We start from the raw sequence: 16,259 nt of genomic DNA on the forward strand, positions 1-16,259 counted from the left end.
GCCGCGAGGACGAGTCCTCGCGGCCGCCCCGCGGGCATACAGAGGGAACGTGGGGGCGGAATGGGCATCTGGCAGGACCTGTGGCGCGGGCGCTCGGCCGACTTCGACTCGGGCAGCGCGGCCACCAACTCCATCGAGCTGACCAAGCGGAACCACACGGTCTCGCTCACCAAGCAGGGCGCGGCCACCGGCAACCTGCGCATCAACCTGTCCTGGCGGATGCGCACCTCCGACATAGGCGGGCCGCAACGCGGCAGCCTGCTGCGCCACCCCTTCCGCACGTTCAAGCCGGAAGTGGTCCAGGCGCACACCCAGAGCATGGTCAACGTCGACCTCGACCTCGGCGTCATGTACGAACTCAAGGACGGCTCCAAGGGCGTCGTCCAGCCGCTGGGCAGCTTCTTCGGCGAACTCAACGGCCCGCCGTACGTCAAACTCAGCGGCGACGACCGCTTCGGCTCGGCGTCCGGTGAGACGATCTACGTCAACCTCGACCACCGCGACGACATCCAGCGGCTCCTGGTCTTCGTCTACATCTACGACCAGACCCCCGCCTTCGACCGTACGCACGCCATCGTCACGCTCTTCCCGAGCAACGGCCCACGGGTCGAGATCAGCCTCGACGAACGCCATCCGCAGGCCCGTTCCTGCGCCGTCGTGATGATCGAGAACGTCAAGGGCGAACTGATCGTGCGCCGCGAGGTGCGGTTCGTCTACGGATTCCAGGCCGAACTCGACCGGCTGTACGGCTGGGGGCTGCAGTGGGGGCGGGGGTACAAGTCCAAGGCCGGCCGCTAGCCAGGGGCGTACGCCGACCGCCGAGCGCCGCCCTTACAAGGCGGATGTCTACAGGGCGGAGCTCAGCGCCCGATGAACTGCGGCCCCTGAGGCGGCAGTTTGAAGTCCGGGTCCGGCAGGGTGCCGACCGCCTGCGGGAAGCCGTACGCGGGCGCCGCGGCCGGCGCGGTCTGGGGCCCCGGATATCCGTAGGCGGGCTGGCTGGACGGCTGGGGATAGCCGTACGAGGGCTGGGCCGGAGCCGCCTGGGGCCCGGGATAGCCGTACGAGGGCTGCTGCGGCACCGGAGCGGGCTGCTCGGGCGGCAGGGGGACGGAGGTCTCGGGGGCGGCGGCGGGCGCGGACCACGCCGGGGCGTGGGGCGCGGGGTCCGTCAGCGGGGCGGCGGCCTCCGTTTCGTCCACCAGGATCCCGTAGTCGCTCGCCAGCCCCTGCAGGCCCTCCGAGTAGCCCTCGCCGAGCGCCCGGAACTTCCAGCCCCCGTCGCGCCGGTACAGTTCGCCACAGATCAGCGCCGTCTCGGTGCCGGTCTCCGGCGTGATGTCGAAGTACGCCAGCGGTTCGGCGTCCGCGAGAGACGCGTCGTACAGCAGGATGCGCAAGCCCCGTACGCGGTCGAAGGTGACGTCCTCGGCCGATGCGACCAGCAGAATCTGTCCGACAGCGGACTCGACACCTGACAGATCCGTCTGGATGGTGTCGGTAAGGCCCTCGGTCCCGCGTTTCTTGCCGAGCAGTCTGACCTTGCCCGAGGGGTGGCGGGGCTGGTTGTAGAAGACGAAGTCCTCGTCGGATCGCACACGACCGTCGTGGCCGAGGAGCAGCGCCGAGGCGTCCACGTCCGGGACACCCTGTCCGGGCGCCCAGCGCAGCACCGCGCGCACCGCTGTGGCCTCCAGCGGGACGTTCGACCCTTTCAGCATCGCGTGCGTCATGCGGTCATCCTGCCCTCTGGGGCCTGGTCAGGACAACGCGGGGGTGAAGATCCCCGGCCGGGATCGGCGAACGGTCGACATGGCTGAGTTACCAGAACTTCATGCCCGGTGGGAACCCTTGACATTGATCTATACGTACTATTACCGGCCACATCAGATCTGGCCGCCTAGCCGCCACGGGGAGATTCATGCGTCATTTCGGTCATATCGCCCCGGAAGAGCGGCAGCGCCTCTTCCACCGGGAGCCGAGCGTCTTCACCGCCGAATCGCCGGCGCACGTGCTCGCGGCCGCCCTGGGAGCAACCCTCTACAGCCCCGCGACCAGGCCGCAGCTGGCCGACGACATCGTCAAGCAGGCCAGGCGCGGCGTGGTCTCCATGGTGCTGTGCCTGGAGGACTCGATCGACGACTCCGAGGTCGTGGGCGCCGAGGAGAACCTGGTCCGGCAGTTCGCCGACCTCGCGGAACGGCCGCACCTCTCCGAGCTGCCCCTGCTCTTCGTACGGGTCCGTGAACCCGAGCAGATCCCGGACCTCGTCCAGCGGTTCGGCCCGGCGGTGCGGCTGCTGTCCGGATTCGTCCTGCCGAAGTTCACCGAGGAGCGGGGCGTCCCCTTCCTGGAGGCGCTCACGGCGGCCGAGAACACGAGCGGACGGCGCCTCTTCGCGATGCCGGTCCTCGAATCGCCCGGCCTGCTGCACCTGGAGACCCGCAGGGAGACCCTGGAGGGCATCCACCGCACGGTCACCAAATACCGCGACCGCGTCCTCGCGCTGCGCCTCGGCGTCACCGACTTCTGCTCGGCGTACGGACTGCGCAGGGCGCCCGACATGACCGCGTACGACGTCCAGATCGTCGCCTCCGTGATCGCCGACGTGGTGAACGTGCTCGGGCGGGCCGACGGCACCGGCTTCACGGTGACCGGCCCGGTGTGGGAGTACTTCCGGGTCCAGGAGCGCATGTTCAAGCCGCAGCTGCGCCGCAGCCCCTTCCAGGAGGGTGAGGTCGAGGGACTGCGCCAGACACTCATCGAGCACGATCTGGACGGGCTGCTGCGCGAGATCGCCCTCGACCGCGCCAACGGCCTGCTCGGCAAGACCTGCATCCACCCCTCGCACGTGCCGGCCGTGCACGCGTTGTCCGTGGTCAGCCACGAGGAGTACAGCGACGCGCAGGACATCCTGCGGCCCGAGCGCTGCGGCGGGGGTGTGCTGCGGTCGGCGTACACGAACAAGATGAACGAGGTGAAGCCGCACCGCGCCTGGGCCGAGCGCACCCTTCAGCGTGCCGAGGTCTTCGGCGTCGCCAACGAGGACATCGGCTTCGTGGAACTGCTGGCCGCGGGGCTTCCCGACTGAGGCCGGGCTTCCTTCCTGACTCGGGCCGAACTTCCCGGCTGAGACCTGAGCGGCCCGACCAGCCGTAGTGGCCTTTACCGATTCCGTAGTGACCTTTACCGATTAAGGAATTGATGAGCAACGTGGTGTGGACGGGGACCTGGGTCGCCGAACGGCTCGGCGTCGAGCTGGTCGGGGACGAGAAGCTGAGCGACCTGCTGGGGCTCGCGCTGCGGCGCAACCCCAAGCGGGCGCATCTGCTCGTGTCGAACGTGCTCGGCAAGCATGTGCCGCAGTCGCCGTCCGTGGTGTACGGGTACGGATTCGCGCTCGGCCGGCGCGTGCGGGACCTGCTGGGCGCCGAGGAGTGCCGTGCCGCGGTGGTCCTCGGCTACGCCGAGACGGCCACTGGGCTCGGCCACTGTGTCGCGGACGGCGTCGGCCTCGCGCCCTACCTGCACTCCACCCGCCGACCCGTCCCCGGCGTCACCAGCGCGGGCGGCTTCGAGGAGTCCCACTCGCACGCCACCTCGCATCTGCTCCTCCCCGAGAACCCGGACCTGCTGGCCGGCTCCGGCCCGCTGGTCCTCGTCGACGACGAGTTCTCCACCGGCAACACGGTCCTCAACACCATCCGTGACCTGCACGCCCGCTACCCGCGCGAGCGGTACGTCGTCGTCGCCCTGGTCGACATGCGGTCCGCCGCCGACCTGGGGCGCCTGGACGAGTTCGCCCGGGAGATCGGCGCGCGGGTCGATCTGGTGACCGCGGCATCGGGCACGGTGAACCTTCCCGAAGGGGTGCTGGAGAAGGGGCAGGCGCTGGTCGCCGAGCACGAGGCGGCGGCGCTCGCGGCGCCCGCCGGGCCCGCGGCACTCGCGGCGCTTGCTCGCTCCCGTGCCGGAAGAATCACCCGCGTCGAGCTGGGCTGGCCGCGTGGCGTTCCCGACGGCGGACGGCACGGGTTCGCGCCCGGCCAGCGAATACGGCTGGACGGCGCCCTGCCCACGCTGGCCGCGCGGGTCGCCGACGCACTGCCCGACGACGCCCGGCGGGTGCTCGTACTCGGCTTCGAGGAGCTGATGTACGCGCCGCTGCGACTGGCCCGCGAGCTGGAGCAGGTGGTGGCCGCCGAGGTGCGCTACTCCACGACCACCCGGTCCCCGGTGCTCGCCCTCGACGACCCCGGCTACGCGATACGGAGCCGGCTCGTCTTCCCCGCCCACGACAACCCGGGCGACGGCCCCGGCGAGCGCTACGCCTACAACGTCGCGGGCGCCGGCTTCGACGCCGTCGTCGCCGTCGTCGACTCCACCGCCGACACCCCCGAACTGCACGCCGTGGACGGCCTGTTGGCGCAGCTCGCCGCGCACACGCCGAACGTCCTGCTCGCCGTCGTCCCCTCGTACGTCCCCGCACGGCCGTCCACCGAAAGGCCCTCCATGCTCCCCGAGCCCCTCCGCGGCCCAGCCTTCTCCTCGTACGCACCGGAGGACGTCGGCTGGCTGCTGCAGGACCTCTCGGACGTGACGCTGGAGGCGCCGACCGAGGAGCGCGAGGAGGCCATCCAGAGCGGCGGCGCCCACTACGCGGAGTCGCTGCCGGTCGAGTACCAGCCGAGCGCCCACTACCAGGAGCTGTTCCACGCGGCCCTCGACACCTCGGCCGCCCGGATCGCCCAGGCCGTCGGCGCGGTCACCGAGCTGGTGCTCGCCGAGCGTTCACCCCGCCCCGTGCTCGTGTCGCTGGCCCGCGCGGGCACCCCGGTAGGCGTCCTGATGCGCCGCTGGGCCCAGTACCGGCACGGCCTCGACCTCCCGCACTACGCCGTCTCCATCGTCCGGGGCCGCGGCATCGACGCCAACGCGCTGCGCTGGCTGGCCGCCCACCACGACCCCGCCGACGTCGTGTTCGTCGACGGCTGGACCGGCAAGGGCGCGATCACCCGCGAACTCGCCGACGCGATAAGGGAGTTCGAGGAGGCCGAAGGAGTCACCGGCTTCGACCCGGAGATCGCGGTGCTCGCCGATCCAGGCTCGTGCGTACGGACGTACGGCACCCGCGAGGACTTCCTCATCCCCTCCGCCTGCCTCAACTCGACGGTGTCCGGCCTGATTTCGCGCACCGTCCTGCGCTCCGACCTCGTCGGCGAACACGACTTCCACGGCGCGAAGTTCTACCGCGAGCTCGCCGGATCCGACGTCTCCGTCGACTTCCTGGACGCCGTCGCCGCTCGGTTCCCCGACATCACCGACGCGGCCTGCGCCCAGGCCAAGGAACTGCTCGCAGCCGACCGCACGCCCACCTGGGAGGGCTGGGGGGCCGTCGAGCGGATCAGCGAGGAGTACGGGATCCACGACGTGAACCTCGTCAAGCCGGGCGTCGGCGAGACCACCCGGGTGCTGCTGCGCCGCGTCCCCTGGAAGATCCTGGCCCGCGCCGGAGCGGGCGCCGACCTCGACCACGTACGCCTGCTCGCCGAGCAGCGCGGGGTGCCCGTCGAGGAGGTCGCCGAACTCCCGTACACCTGCGTGGGGTTGATCCACCCGAAGTTCACCCGCGGTGCGACGGGTGCCGACGGCAGGACGGTGACGATCTGATGCCCGGAGTCTCGGAGACTTCCGCGTCGGCCCCGGCGGCCTCGACGGCCTCGCCCAAGGTGCTCGTCGCCAGTGACCTCGACCGCACGCTCATCTACTCCGCCGCCGCCCTCTCGCTGACCATGGCGGACGCGCAGGCGCCCCGGCTGCTCTGCGTCGAGGTGCACGAGAGCAGGCCGCTGTCGTACATGACGGAGACCGCGGCCGCCCTGCTGGCCGAACTCGGCGAGGTGGCGGACTTCGTCCCCACCACGACCCGCACCCGCAAGCAGTACCAGCGCATCAGCCTGCCGGGCCCCGCCCCGAAGTACGCGATCTGCGCCAACGGCGGGCACCTGCTCGTCGACGGCGTCTCCGACCCCGACTGGTACGCGCGGGTCACCGCACGGCTGGCCAGCGAGTGCGCCTCACTCACCGAGGTGCGCGAGCACATGGAGGCCACCGCCGACCCGGCCTGGGTCCGCAAACACCGCGTCGCCGAGGACCTGTTCGCCTATCTCGTCGTCGAGCGCGAACTGCTCCCCGAGGACTGGGTCAAGGAACTCGCCGTCTGGGCCGAGAACCGCGGCTGGACCGTGTCCCTCCAGGGCCGCAAGATCTACGCCGTACCGAAGCCGCTCACCAAGAGCGCGGCGATGTACGAGGTCGCGCGGCGCACGGGAGCGTCCCTGACGCTGGCCGCCGGGGACTCTCTCCTCGACGCCGACCTCCTGCTCGCCGCCGACCGGGGATGGCGCCCGGGGCATGGAGAACTGGCGGAGGCGGGGTGGACGGCGCCCACGGTTACGGCGCTTGCGGAGTTCGGGGTCGCGGCGGGGGAGCGGATACTGCGGGATCTCTTGCGTGGGTGCGAACACCACGACCCGCGCCCCTCCTAGGGGCGCGCGGAACGGCGCGACAAGCCCCCACCGGTCCGCAGCCAAAAGACAATCCAGACAACCCCTCGGGGTCTGGGGCCTGGGGTCTGGGGTCTGGGGCGAAGCCCCAGGGATGGGACGGGAAGGGGCGGCGGGGGCGAAACACGTGTAGGTCAGCCGCAGCAGCCCCCGCCGCAGCAGCCGCCACCGCCGCCGCCCGGGGCGGGTGCCGGCGCGGAGGCCGACCCGCCCACGGCGACCGTCGACAGCAGCTTCACCGTGTCGTCGTGGCCGGCGGGGCAGGCCGCAGGGGCGGAGGACTCCGCCATCGGGCGGCTCTTTTCGAACGTGTCGCCGCAGGTCCGGCAGCGGTACTCGTAGCGAGGCATGGGGCCCAGGTTAGCTGGCGCCCCGTGCCTCTGCCGAGGGTCACCTGCGGAGCTCGCGCCCGCCCGCCCGCTGGAGGGCGAGTGCGTGGGCCTTGGCCCGCAGACGCTGCTCGTATTCCTGCCGCTCGGGATGGCGGGCCTTCCAGTACGGGTTGTCGTGAGGCAGGGCCGAGCCGACCCTTCCGTACATCCCGAAGAACATCAGCATGACGCCCACGACAAAGCTGAACAGCACGTTCTGGATGCGGAAGGCGAGGAAGTTGGCGCCGCTGTCGAGCAGCGCCAGGTTCACGAAGCCGCTGAGGACGAAGAGGACGCCGAGGACCATGTTCAGGGTGGAGGCGAAGTTCCCGCCGATCACCATCCCCGCGAACAGGAGCAGCCCGACGCAGATCGACAGCACGCTGAGCGCGCCGTTGGTGCTCAGCCCCGCGACCTGGTCCCCGCGGGTGTCGAAGAAGCCGACCTTGTCGATGAGCCCCAGGATGCCGAACGCGAGCAGGACGAGGCCCATCAGGCCCGCGCCGATCCGGTAGAAGGTGCTGAGGCGGTGATCGACGGGCAGATGCTCGTCGAAGTCGATGCGCCGCCGCCTGGTTCCCGGGCGAAGTACGTGTGTGGCCATGTCCGCCTCCTCACGCTCACGCATTTAGCGGAGGCCGTACGCATCTTCAGGATCCGCCCGGGACACCGGGATCGCCACCCCCGGGGCTGCACGTGGTGTTGCGGTATGCGGATTTCAGGTCCCGCCGCACCCAGAGCCGTAAGCGCAAGCGCCGCTCAGGTCGCGCCGCTCCCAGCGCCGTACGCGGTGTTCAGGCTCCGTCGCCCCGGAGCCCTGCCCACCCCGGTGCTCAGGCCCCGCCGCCCCGCTCCTCGCGGATCTGCGAGACCACCCGCGCCACCGTCTGCCGTACCGCCTCGGTCTCGGTGAGGAAGTGCCAGTAGTCCGGGTGGCGCCCCTCCAGCGAGGTGATGGCGTGCTCCAGGCGGGCCACCGCCTCGTCGAGGGGGCGGGCCTGGCGCGGGTCGGGGGTGTTGCGGCCCGCCATGGCCAGGCGCTGGGCGTCACGGATGGCGAAGCGGGTGCGGTCGATCTCCTGCTGCGGGTCCTTCGCCACGGCGTTCAGCCGCCGCAGCCGGTCGCCCGCCGCCGAGACCGCCTCGTCGGTGTTGTTGAGCAGCGCCCGGACGGTCGACAGCAGGGAGGTCGCGTCCGGCCAGCGTTGCTCGTCACGCGCGGTCCGCGCCTCTTTCAGCTTCAGCTCGGCCTGCCGTACGCTCTCCGCGGCCTGCTCCGGCACGTGCTGAAGGTCCTGCCAGCACGCGGCCGAGAACCGCCGCCGCAGCTCGCTCAGCACCGGCTCCACCTGCCCGGATCGCGTGGTCAGCGCCTGCGCGCGGGTCCGCAGCGAAACCAGCCGATGGTCGATCTCGGCGGCCCGCTCGGGAAGCCGCTCCGCCTCCGTCCGCACCGCCTCGGCCTCCTTCGAGACCCGCTCGGCGCGCTCCAGAGTCTCCGGCACGCCGTGCTGTCCGGCGCCTTGGTTGAGCTTGGTCAGCTCGGGTCCGAGGGCGGCCAGCCGGGCGGCGAGGTCGTCGGCCTTGAGCCCCGACCCCCGTACGCCGTCCAGCGCGTTCGAGGCGGCCAGCAGGGCCTGGCGGGCGCGCTCCACGGACGGGGCGAGCCGGGCGAGCTGCGTCTCGGCCTTGCCGAGCAGTGGCCCGAGCCCCTGCTCGAACCGGTCCAGCTCCGTCTTGACCCGGCCCAGCTCGTCCTTGGCGGCGGTGAGCTCGGTGCGGGCCTGGGCGGCGATCGAGGCCTCCAGCTCGTCCCGGTCGAGATCGTGGGCGTCGACGGCGGTGATGTACTGCTGACTGGCCTCGTCGATGCGCCGCCCCAGCGCCTCGAAGTCGGAGACGGCACGGCGGGCCGCCGGGGAGGCGTCGACGGCCGTGATGGTCTCTATCGAGATCCGCAGATCACGCTGGGCGGTGTCGAGTTCGTAGAAGGCGGCCGCGGCGGCGTCCTTCGCTGCCTGTGCCTCGGCCCGCTGCCCCTCGGCGCGCCCGCCGAACCAGCGCCGGGTGCCGCCGCCCGCGAAGGCCGCGGGCAGCGCGAGGGCGACGAGCAGCGGCAGGGCCATGAGGGTCAGCGCGTCACGAACGGCGTAGGAGACGGCGTAAGGAACACCGGATGCACGGCGTGCCCCGGAGCCCGGCGGGCGGCGACCACCTTCTGCCTGCGCGCATGGCACAGACGCCGTGTACGGCTCTGAAGGTGTCGCCGTCACATCCCTCTCCCGTGTGGTGATACGCCCTGCCCGGTGTCATTCTCCCACCCGTTAAGGACGAACACACGGGCTGGTTAGTTCGCGGTTCGCACCGTGATCTTCCCATCGCCGGTGTGGGCGGACACCACATGCGAACTGGCGTCACTCCGCGGCACCGACACATCCACCGAGCCGTCACCGGTCTCCGTCGTCACCCGGTACGTCTCCTGCGGCAGCGCGATGGTGACGGAACCGTCCGCGGTGCGGGACTCCACGAGGTCCGGGACGGCGTCGAGTTCCAGCCGTACGGAGCCGTCCTCGGTACGCGCCTGCACGCGCCGCGAGTCGACGCCGTCCGCGTGGATGGATCCGTCGGCGGTACGCAGGTCAAGCGGCCCGGAGGAGTCCTTCACCCGCACGGATCCGTCCGCCGTACGGATGCTCAGCGCGTCCTTGAAACCCTGCGCGTTCACGCTTCCGTCCGCGTCCTTCACGGTGACGGCGACGCCGCGCGGCACCACGATCCGGTGCCTGGCCGAGCAGTCGGCGACCACACCCGAGCACTTCATCCGCAGCACCAGCCGGTCGTCCGCCATCTTCCAGGTCACCTCGGGCTCCCCGCCGACCACGACGCTCCCCTGGAACCAGCGGGTGACCTCGACCTTGTCGGCCTCGTCCGAGTCCGCCACGACGAGGTCGAGCGCGGAGTCGTCGGAGTCGACGGTGAGCGTGCGGCCGTTCAGGGCGAAGGACCGGTGCTCGGGTTCCTCGTCGTCCCCGGCGCTGGCACCACACCCGGCGGCGAGCAGAGCCACGACGGCCACGGCGCCGGTGACGGCGACGGCGCGAGTGCGCGTACGTGCTGTGCGGGTATGGGTACGTGCGGTTGGATTACGTACTGTGCGAGCCATGAAGGTCTCCCCCTGAGAAGTACCGCGACATGCGCCGGGCCTCTCGGGCACCTGCTCTTCCGACGCTCTTCGAACGTACGGATCCGCGGGCGGCGGGGGGATCCGGGTGACTCCCGGGTCGGAGGTGGGGCAAACCCCCGAACCGGTCGCGGGCTGTTCCCGGGCCTGTCCCGTGCTGGTCCCCGAACCCGGCCCCCGGATACGCGTTTGCAGGGCATCCCCCCGGGCAATGTAGGCTGTCGACTCGTCCTGGGCGCGTAGCTCAGTGGTAGAGCGCCGCCCTTACAAGGCGGATGTCGGCGGTTCGAAACCGTCCGCGCCCACCGGGATATAGCGATGAAGGCCCAGGCCGGGAGAACCTTCCCTGAGCCCTGGGCCTTCCCGTTTCCCGCACTCGCTTCGGTGTTGCACAGCCCCAGCACGACCTGACCCGCCCGGTTCGAGATCATGGCTGTACGGCGGAGGGAAGGGCGACACCATGGCGACCGAGGCGGCTCAAGGGATCGCGGACCCGGAGAACGCGCGTATCCCCGAGACCGTGGCCGAGGGCACCGTCATTCTGCTCAACGGCACGTCCAGTTCGGGGAAGAGCAGCATCGCCCGGGAACTCCTCGATGTGCTCGACGGGACGTGGTTCCACATGCCGGTGGACGCCTTTCATGCGATGCGTGGCGGTGGTGAGATCGCCGACGACGATCTTCAGGCGGAGATCGACCGCACGGCCAAGGGATTCCACCGTGCCGTCGCGGGTATGGCGGCCGGTGGCAACAATCTCGTCGTCGATCATCCGCTGAGCCGTCGTTGGCGGCTGCTCGACCTTCTCGGTCTGCTCGTGCCCGAGGACACGGTGCTGGTCGGCGTCAGGTGCCCGCTGCCCGAGCTGGAACGCCGGGAGAACGAGCGCGGGGACCGGCAGCGGGGGCTGGCCGCCCTGCAGTACGGCGAGGTGCACTCCCACCGACTGCACGACCTCGACGTCGACACCAGCCTTCTCAGCCCGCGAGAGTGCGCTCTTCGGGTACGGGACCTCCTGGCGGACCGCCCGCGCCCCACCGCCTTCGAGACGCTCCGGCGGACGCTTCTTACGCCTCAGGCTCTTCGGACCTCGCCGAAGGCCGGCTGAGTCGGCGCGTTCACGCCGGGTCCTCGTGGGCGTGCTTGAGGCTCGCGCGGGCATGGACCGTTTCCCCGGGGGTGACCTTCGACCAGAAGCGGTGGCAGGTCACGAACACGGCGAGCTCGCGCTCTCGCCGACGGAGCTTTTCGACCTCGGCCTGTTCGTCGGCGGTCCAGCCGGGGGAGGCGGGGCGTTCTACCTTGCGCCAGCCGTTGGCGTCGCTGAAGCCGTCCAGCGGTTCGACCGACCAGGGGAGTCGCTTCAGCAGGGCCAGTAGCTCGGCCCGGACCTGATGCAGCTCCTCCTGGCCGGCCAGGAGGTCACTCGGAAAGTCATAGGTCGCAGCCACGCGGCAATGGTACGCCTGTTCGATTTTGGGATGCGAGTTCCTTCGGGGACTTCACGCGAACGGGTGGGGCGTGATCTCTCACAGCGGAGGTGGAGCATTGTCAGCGAAATCTGGTGACCGCTGGGTTTTCATGTCTGGGTACGCGACACCCGGGCGGGAGGATGGTTCACCGTCCCGTGGACCCGATTGGGCACCGTGTCCGTCCCGTTGGGGGCGCAGCCCTGGCGAAGCCGGCCAGGTCGGCGCAGAGGACCGTCGACCACGTCAGCCGCGCCCCCGCCGCTCACGTCGAGGCCTTGGCCGCTGGGTCGATCGCCTGAGGTCTGGTCGCTGATCACCGTGCTGCACGCGCCGAAGGAGATGGCCGGCGGGCTGGTGCAGCCGGTCCCACACCCCGGCCTCGTGCCAGTCCCGCAGTCGGCGCCGGCACGTCATCCCGGACCCGAAGCCGAGCCCCTGCGGCAGCCACTCCCACTGGATCCCGGTCTGCAGCACGAACTGGATGCCCTGCAGGCAGCCACGGTCGTCCAGTGGTAGCCGACCGGGATGGCGCGGATGCCGCTGCCTGGCCGGCGGCAACGGCTCGATCCGCCCCCACAGGTCATCCGGCACCATCCGCGGAGGACCGTTCCCCTTCCCCATGACTCGTTCAACGGGCCAGCCAGGAAGGGGATATGGCTACGACCAGGCCTTCTATTAGGTGCTCCAACTCCCGCAGCTGACGGGCTGGAAAACAGGGTGCGGTCGGCTGAGCCGGGGTGATAGGTAAGCGATGTGACAGAGAGTCTTGAGTTCTCCGCCCTGCTGCAACTGATCGACGAGCGGTCGGCCGCGTTCGGGAGTGCGGTTGCCGCCGCGCCCAGCCTGGACGCGCCGGTGCCGTCCTGCCCCGAGTGGACGTTGTTCGATCTGGTGCAGCACCTGGGTACGGGCCAGCGCTGGTGGGCCGCGATCGTCGCCGCGGGCCCGGCCGAGGCTCCGCCGGGCAAGGATGCCGCGGAGGTACCGCGCGAGCTCGAGGCGCTGCTGGCCTGGTACGCCGAGTCGAACGAGCTGCTGCTGAGGGCGCTGCGCGAGGCCGGTCCGGAGCGCGAGTGCTGGGCGTGGTGGAGCGCCGGCGTGTCGCCGGCGAACGCCTGGGGCGTTGCCCGGCGCCGGGTGCACGAGGTGCTGGTGCACACCTACGACGCCCAGCTCGCCGCAGGCGCTGTGCAGCCGATGCCGGCGGACGTCGCGATCGACGGCGTGGCCGAGTTCCTCGACACCTGCAACTCCACCCCGGCGCCCTGGCCGCACGAGGCCGCCACCATCCACTACCACGCCACCGAGGGCCGCTCCTGGCTGCTCGCGTTGGACGGCACCGGCGCCTGGCCCGCACCCCTCACCGACGGCGCCGCGCCCGCCTCCGCTTCGGCCACGGGCACGGCGGAGCAGCTGCTCCTCTTCGTCTGGGGTCGCCTCACGCTGAGGGACCTGAAGATCGAAGGCGACCAGCAGGTGTTCGAGCATCTGATCGCCTGGGAGCCCGAGGAGTAGCCAGTGTCAATACCGCCGGCGGACGGCCTTGATGACGTCCGCCTCGGTGAACCTCGCGAACAGCTCCGCGTCCGCGCGGCGGACGCCCGCTCCAGCTAGGAGCACTCACTCAACCTTCCCTACGTTCTTCACGGGACCGGGCCAGCCCTTCGTATGGTTGGTCCACCCAGGGGCGTGGGGTGTGGCTTTCAACCTTCTGCCGACTGTGGCTGGCATTGATTGGCCGCCCGACGTCCCACGACGACTCGGCTGCCAATTAGGAATTGCGAATGATCGCTCCGTAGGGAATCGACAGCGAGGTCGTCCGTCGGGAGGTACCAGCACCACGCCGTACGGAGGCACAACTTGACCGCGATCTGGGCCGGCATCGATGCAGGCAAGACCCACCACCACTGCGTCGCGATCGACGAGAGCGGCCGTCGGGTGAGAGATCGTTCTTCGACAGGTTGCGCAGCAGCCAGAACTGGGGCTGGGTGAAGCCGTGTTCAGCCTGCCGGGCACGGGTGAACGCGATGAGGGCTTCGTAGGCCACTCCGGTCCAGTACGCGGCGGGCTGGGCGGCGAGCTCGGCGTCGGAAAGGTGCTGTGCCGTCATGCGCGGCTCCCTCTGTGGACGGTCGCTGATGCAGGCACCCTAGAACCTGAAGTTAACCTGAGGGCAAGGGTGTTGGCCGGATCGCGGTTTCGCAACCCGCTCCGTCGCTCAGCCCGCACGGGTGATGGTGACCTTGACGTGTTTCATGAGGGGCTGGTCGCTCTGGGTGCTGTAGTCGCCGATCGCGCAGAGGACGTTCATCTCCGGCATGTAGCCGGCCGCGCAGCCGTGGGGGATGTCGTACGGGATGGCGAGGTAGCCGTCGAGGTGGCGGTGGGTGCCGTCCTTGGCGGTGCTGGTGATGTCGACCGGGTCGAACTCGGAGACGCCGCGCTCGCGCATGTCGTCCTTGTTCATGAAGACGAGCGTGCGCAGGTTCTTGATGCCGCGGTAGCGGTCGTTGTCGGAGTAGATGGTCGTGTTCCACTGGTCGTGGGAGCGCAGGGTGCTCAGCGCCAGGGTGCCGGGGGCCGGGACCACGTCGGGCAGCGGCGCGGCGGAGAACTCGGCCCGGCCCGACGGCGTGAGGAAGACCAGTTCGCGGGCGGGCTGCTTGATCCGGAAGCCGAGCGGCAGGCGTACCCGGCGGTTGAAGTCCTCGAAGCCGTCCAGGACCTGGGCCATGGTGTCGCGGATGCGGTCGTAGTCCTCGACGTACCACTCCCACGGGGTGGAGCCGTCCGGCAGGGCGGCGCCGGCCATCCCGGCGATGATGGCGGGTTCGGACAGCAGGTGCCGCGAGGCCGGACGCCGCATGCCGACGGACAGGTGGACCATGCTCATCGAGTCCTCGACCGAGGTGCTCTGGACGCCTCGGCGCTGCTGGTCCTTTTCGGTACGGCCCAGGCACGGCAGGATGAGCGCCCGGCTGCCGTGGACGAGATGGCTGCGGTTGAGCTTGGTGCTCACCTGGACGGTGAGCTCGCACTTGCGCAGTGCCGCGCAGGTGTACGGGGTGTCGGGCGCGGCGAGGGCGAAGTTGCCGCCCATGCCGACGAACACCTTCACGTCCCCGCGGTGCATCGCCTCGATGGTGCCGACGGTGTCCAGACCGTGCGCAGCCGGCGGGTCGATCTCGCAGACCTCGGCGAGCCGCGCCAGGAACTCCTCGGTGGGCCGGTGGTCGATGCCGCAGGTCCGGTTGCCCTGGACGTTGCTGTGCCCGCGTACGGGGGACGGTCCCGCTCCCTCGCGGCCCAGATTGCCGCGTAGCAGAAGGAGGTTGACGATCTCCCGGACGGTGTCGACGCCGTGTTCGTGCTGGCTGATCCCCAGACACCAGCTGAAGATGCTCCGGTCGGCGTCGCGGTAGACGCGCGCCGTCTTGAGGATGTCGTCCCGCCCGACCCCGGACTGGCGCTCGATCTCCTCCCAGGAGGTCTCCTGGCACCGGGTCCGGTACTCGTCGAAGCCCGTGGTGTGGCGGTCGATGAACTCCCGGTCCAGCGCCTTGGGATCGGTCTCGGCCTGCTCCAGGACCGCCTTGGCGATACCGCGCATGAGCGCCATGTCGCCGCCGATCCGCGGTTGCAGGTTCAGGGTGCTGGTCCGCGTCGACTTGTTCAACGCCATGCCCGTGAAGTCGTGCGGCACGATGGTTCGGGTGGCGGCCGCCTCGACCAGGGGGTTGATGTGCACGATCTGGGCGCCACGGCGGTACGCCTCGGCCAGGGCCGTCAGCATCCGGGGCGCGTTGGAGGCCGCGTTGACACCCATGATGAACAGGGCGTCGGTGGCCTCCCAGTCCTTGAGGTCGACGGTTCCCTTGCCGGTGCCCAGCGACGCCCGCAGGGCGCGGCCGCTCGCCTCATGGCACATGTTCGAACAGTCCGGCAGGTTGTTCGTGCCCAGTTCGCGGGCCATCAGCTGGTAGAGGAAGGTGGCCTCGTTGCCCAGGCGGCCGGAGGTGTAGAACGACGCCTGATGCGGGCTGTCGAGTGCGCGCAGGGCACCGCCGACCAGGTCGAACGCGTCGGCCCAGCCGATCGGGACGTAGTGGTCCGACTCGGGGTCGTAGACCATCGGTTCGGTGAGCCGGCCCGCGTCCTCCAGGGCGAAGTCGCTCCAGCCGGACAGCTCCGTGACGGAGTGGGCGGCGAAGAACTCACGGCCGACCCGCTTGTGGGTCATCTCCCAGGTGACGTGCTTGATGCCGTTCTCGCAGATGTCCAGGTGCAGGCCCTTGGTGTCGTCGGGCCAGGCGCAGCCGGGACAGTCGAAGCCCCGGTTCTCGTGGTTCATGCGCATGATCGCCCGGGGACCGTCCACGAGGGCACGCTCGTGCACCAGAACCTTGGCCACGCTTCTGGCCGCGCCCCAGCCCGCGGCAGGGTGGTGGTAGGGGTGGGAAGACGGATCGCCCTCGGCGGCGGGCCCCACTCGGGGCTCCAGCGCTTCCTGGGGCTCCAGTGCTTCCTGGGGCTCCGGCGCCTCCCGGGGCTCCGGCCGCTCCTGGTCGTCATGGGAGGCAGTCAAGACTCTCACCCTCTCACCGGCCGGGCGTGGACCGGTCCCCGGCACCTCTCCTCAGGCTATGCCGGGGACTCGCACGCTGCCACGCCA

The 16,259-nt window shown here is 70.5% G+C and carries 13 protein-coding genes, 1 tRNA gene and 2 pseudogenes; 7 read left to right on the forward strand and 9 right to left on the reverse strand.

Translation table 11 applies throughout. From position 1 onward, the window contains the following. Positions 1-60: 60 nt before the first annotated feature. The gene (locus ACFWP7_RS38780; protein WP_384392093.1) at positions 61-798 is read left to right on the forward strand and encodes a Tellurium resistance; all 738 of its coding nucleotides are present in this window, start codon (positions 61-63) and stop codon (positions 796-798) included. Positions 799-860: 62 nt separating this feature from the next. Here the strand turns inward: ACFWP7_RS38780 and ACFWP7_RS38785 are convergent, their stop codons facing one another. Next, positions 861-1,733, reverse strand: coding sequence for a TerD family protein (locus tag ACFWP7_RS38785; RefSeq protein WP_384392023.1), 873 nt, complete (start codon positions 1,731-1,733; stop codon positions 861-863). A 188-nt stretch (positions 1,734-1,921) separates the two neighbouring features. Here ACFWP7_RS38785 and ACFWP7_RS38790 point away from each other — a divergent pair, with 188 nt between their 5' ends. The 3 genes from ACFWP7_RS38790 to ACFWP7_RS38800 all read left to right on the forward strand — a co-directional run bounded on the left by ACFWP7_RS38790 (position 1,922) and on the right by ACFWP7_RS38800 (position 6,548). Further along, positions 1,922-3,091, forward strand: a complete 1,170-nt coding sequence (locus tag ACFWP7_RS38790; protein WP_384392026.1) for an HpcH/HpaI aldolase/citrate lyase family protein — start codon at positions 1,922-1,924, stop codon at positions 3,089-3,091. A 113-nt stretch (positions 3,092-3,204) separates the two neighbouring features. Beyond that, complete coding sequence (locus ACFWP7_RS38795; protein ID WP_384392029.1) at positions 3,205-5,670, forward strand: phosphoribosyltransferase; 2,466 nt, start codon at positions 3,205-3,207, stop codon at positions 5,668-5,670. Next, positions 5,670-6,548 (forward strand): HAD family hydrolase, encoded by an 879-nt coding sequence (locus ACFWP7_RS38800; RefSeq protein ID WP_384392032.1) that lies wholly within the window; start codon positions 5,670-5,672, stop codon positions 6,546-6,548. The genes ACFWP7_RS38795 and ACFWP7_RS38800 overlap by 1 nt, the downstream gene beginning before the upstream one ends. Before the next feature lie 152 nt (positions 6,549-6,700). Here ACFWP7_RS38800 and ACFWP7_RS38805 read toward each other — a convergent pair whose 3' ends face one another. From ACFWP7_RS38805 to ACFWP7_RS38820, 4 genes are all read right to left on the reverse strand, one after another. Next, entirely contained in the window at positions 6,701-6,916 is a 216-nt protein-coding gene (locus tag ACFWP7_RS38805; protein ID WP_384392035.1) for a zinc ribbon domain-containing protein, read from the reverse strand. 40 nt (positions 6,917-6,956) lie between these two features. After that, positions 6,957-7,541 (reverse strand): DUF4383 domain-containing protein, encoded by a 585-nt coding sequence (locus ACFWP7_RS38810; protein WP_384392038.1) that lies wholly within the window; start codon positions 7,539-7,541, stop codon positions 6,957-6,959. A 229-nt stretch (positions 7,542-7,770) separates the two neighbouring features. Beyond that, complete coding sequence (locus ACFWP7_RS38815; protein ID WP_384392041.1) at positions 7,771-9,210, reverse strand: hypothetical protein; 1,440 nt, start codon at positions 9,208-9,210, stop codon at positions 7,771-7,773. A gap of 74 nt (positions 9,211-9,284) precedes the next feature. Then, on the reverse strand, positions 9,285-10,100 hold the full coding sequence (locus ACFWP7_RS38820; protein WP_384392043.1) for a DUF4097 family beta strand repeat-containing protein: 816 nt from the start codon (positions 10,098-10,100) through the stop codon (positions 9,285-9,287). Positions 10,101-10,351: 251 nt separating this feature from the next. On the opposite strand from ACFWP7_RS38820, the gene ACFWP7_RS38825 reads away from it, so the two are divergent. Together ACFWP7_RS38825 and ACFWP7_RS38830 are read left to right on the forward strand one after the other, a co-directional pair. Next, positions 10,352-10,423 (forward strand) — tRNA-Val (locus ACFWP7_RS38825). A 155-nt stretch (positions 10,424-10,578) separates the two neighbouring features. Continuing rightward, a complete protein-coding gene (locus tag ACFWP7_RS38830) occupies positions 10,579-11,223 on the forward strand; it encodes a chloramphenicol phosphotransferase CPT family protein (RefSeq protein ID WP_384392046.1) in 645 nt (214 codons plus the stop codon). 10 nt (positions 11,224-11,233) lie between these two features. Here ACFWP7_RS38830 and ACFWP7_RS38835 read toward each other — a convergent pair whose 3' ends face one another. Both ACFWP7_RS38835 and ACFWP7_RS38840 read right to left on the reverse strand, forming a co-directional pair. Then, complete coding sequence (locus ACFWP7_RS38835) at positions 11,234-11,566, reverse strand: hypothetical protein (protein WP_384392048.1); 333 nt, start codon at positions 11,564-11,566, stop codon at positions 11,234-11,236. A 372-nt stretch (positions 11,567-11,938) separates the two neighbouring features. After that, positions 11,939-12,181, reverse strand: a pseudogene (locus tag ACFWP7_RS38840) (transposase); the annotation flags it as partial. 159 nt (positions 12,182-12,340) lie between these two features. Between ACFWP7_RS38840 and ACFWP7_RS38845 the strand changes: the two are divergent. Further along, complete coding sequence (locus tag ACFWP7_RS38845) at positions 12,341-13,102, forward strand: maleylpyruvate isomerase family mycothiol-dependent enzyme (protein ID WP_384392051.1); 762 nt, start codon at positions 12,341-12,343, stop codon at positions 13,100-13,102. A gap of 415 nt (positions 13,103-13,517) precedes the next feature. Here ACFWP7_RS38845 and ACFWP7_RS38850 read toward each other — a convergent pair. Both ACFWP7_RS38850 and ACFWP7_RS38855 read right to left on the reverse strand, forming a co-directional pair. Next, positions 13,518-13,697 (reverse strand): annotated as a pseudogene (locus ACFWP7_RS38850) (MarR family transcriptional regulator); the annotation flags it as partial. Positions 13,698-13,805: 108 nt separating this feature from the next. Beyond that, a complete protein-coding gene (locus tag ACFWP7_RS38855) occupies positions 13,806-16,172 on the reverse strand; it encodes an FdhF/YdeP family oxidoreductase (protein ID WP_384392054.1) in 2,367 nt (788 codons plus the stop codon). Positions 16,173-16,259: the final 87 nt, after the last annotated feature.

Source organism: Streptomyces sp. NPDC058470 (genome assembly GCF_042721055.1).
Lineage (GTDB): Bacteria > Actinomycetota > Actinomycetes > Streptomycetales > Streptomycetaceae > Streptomyces.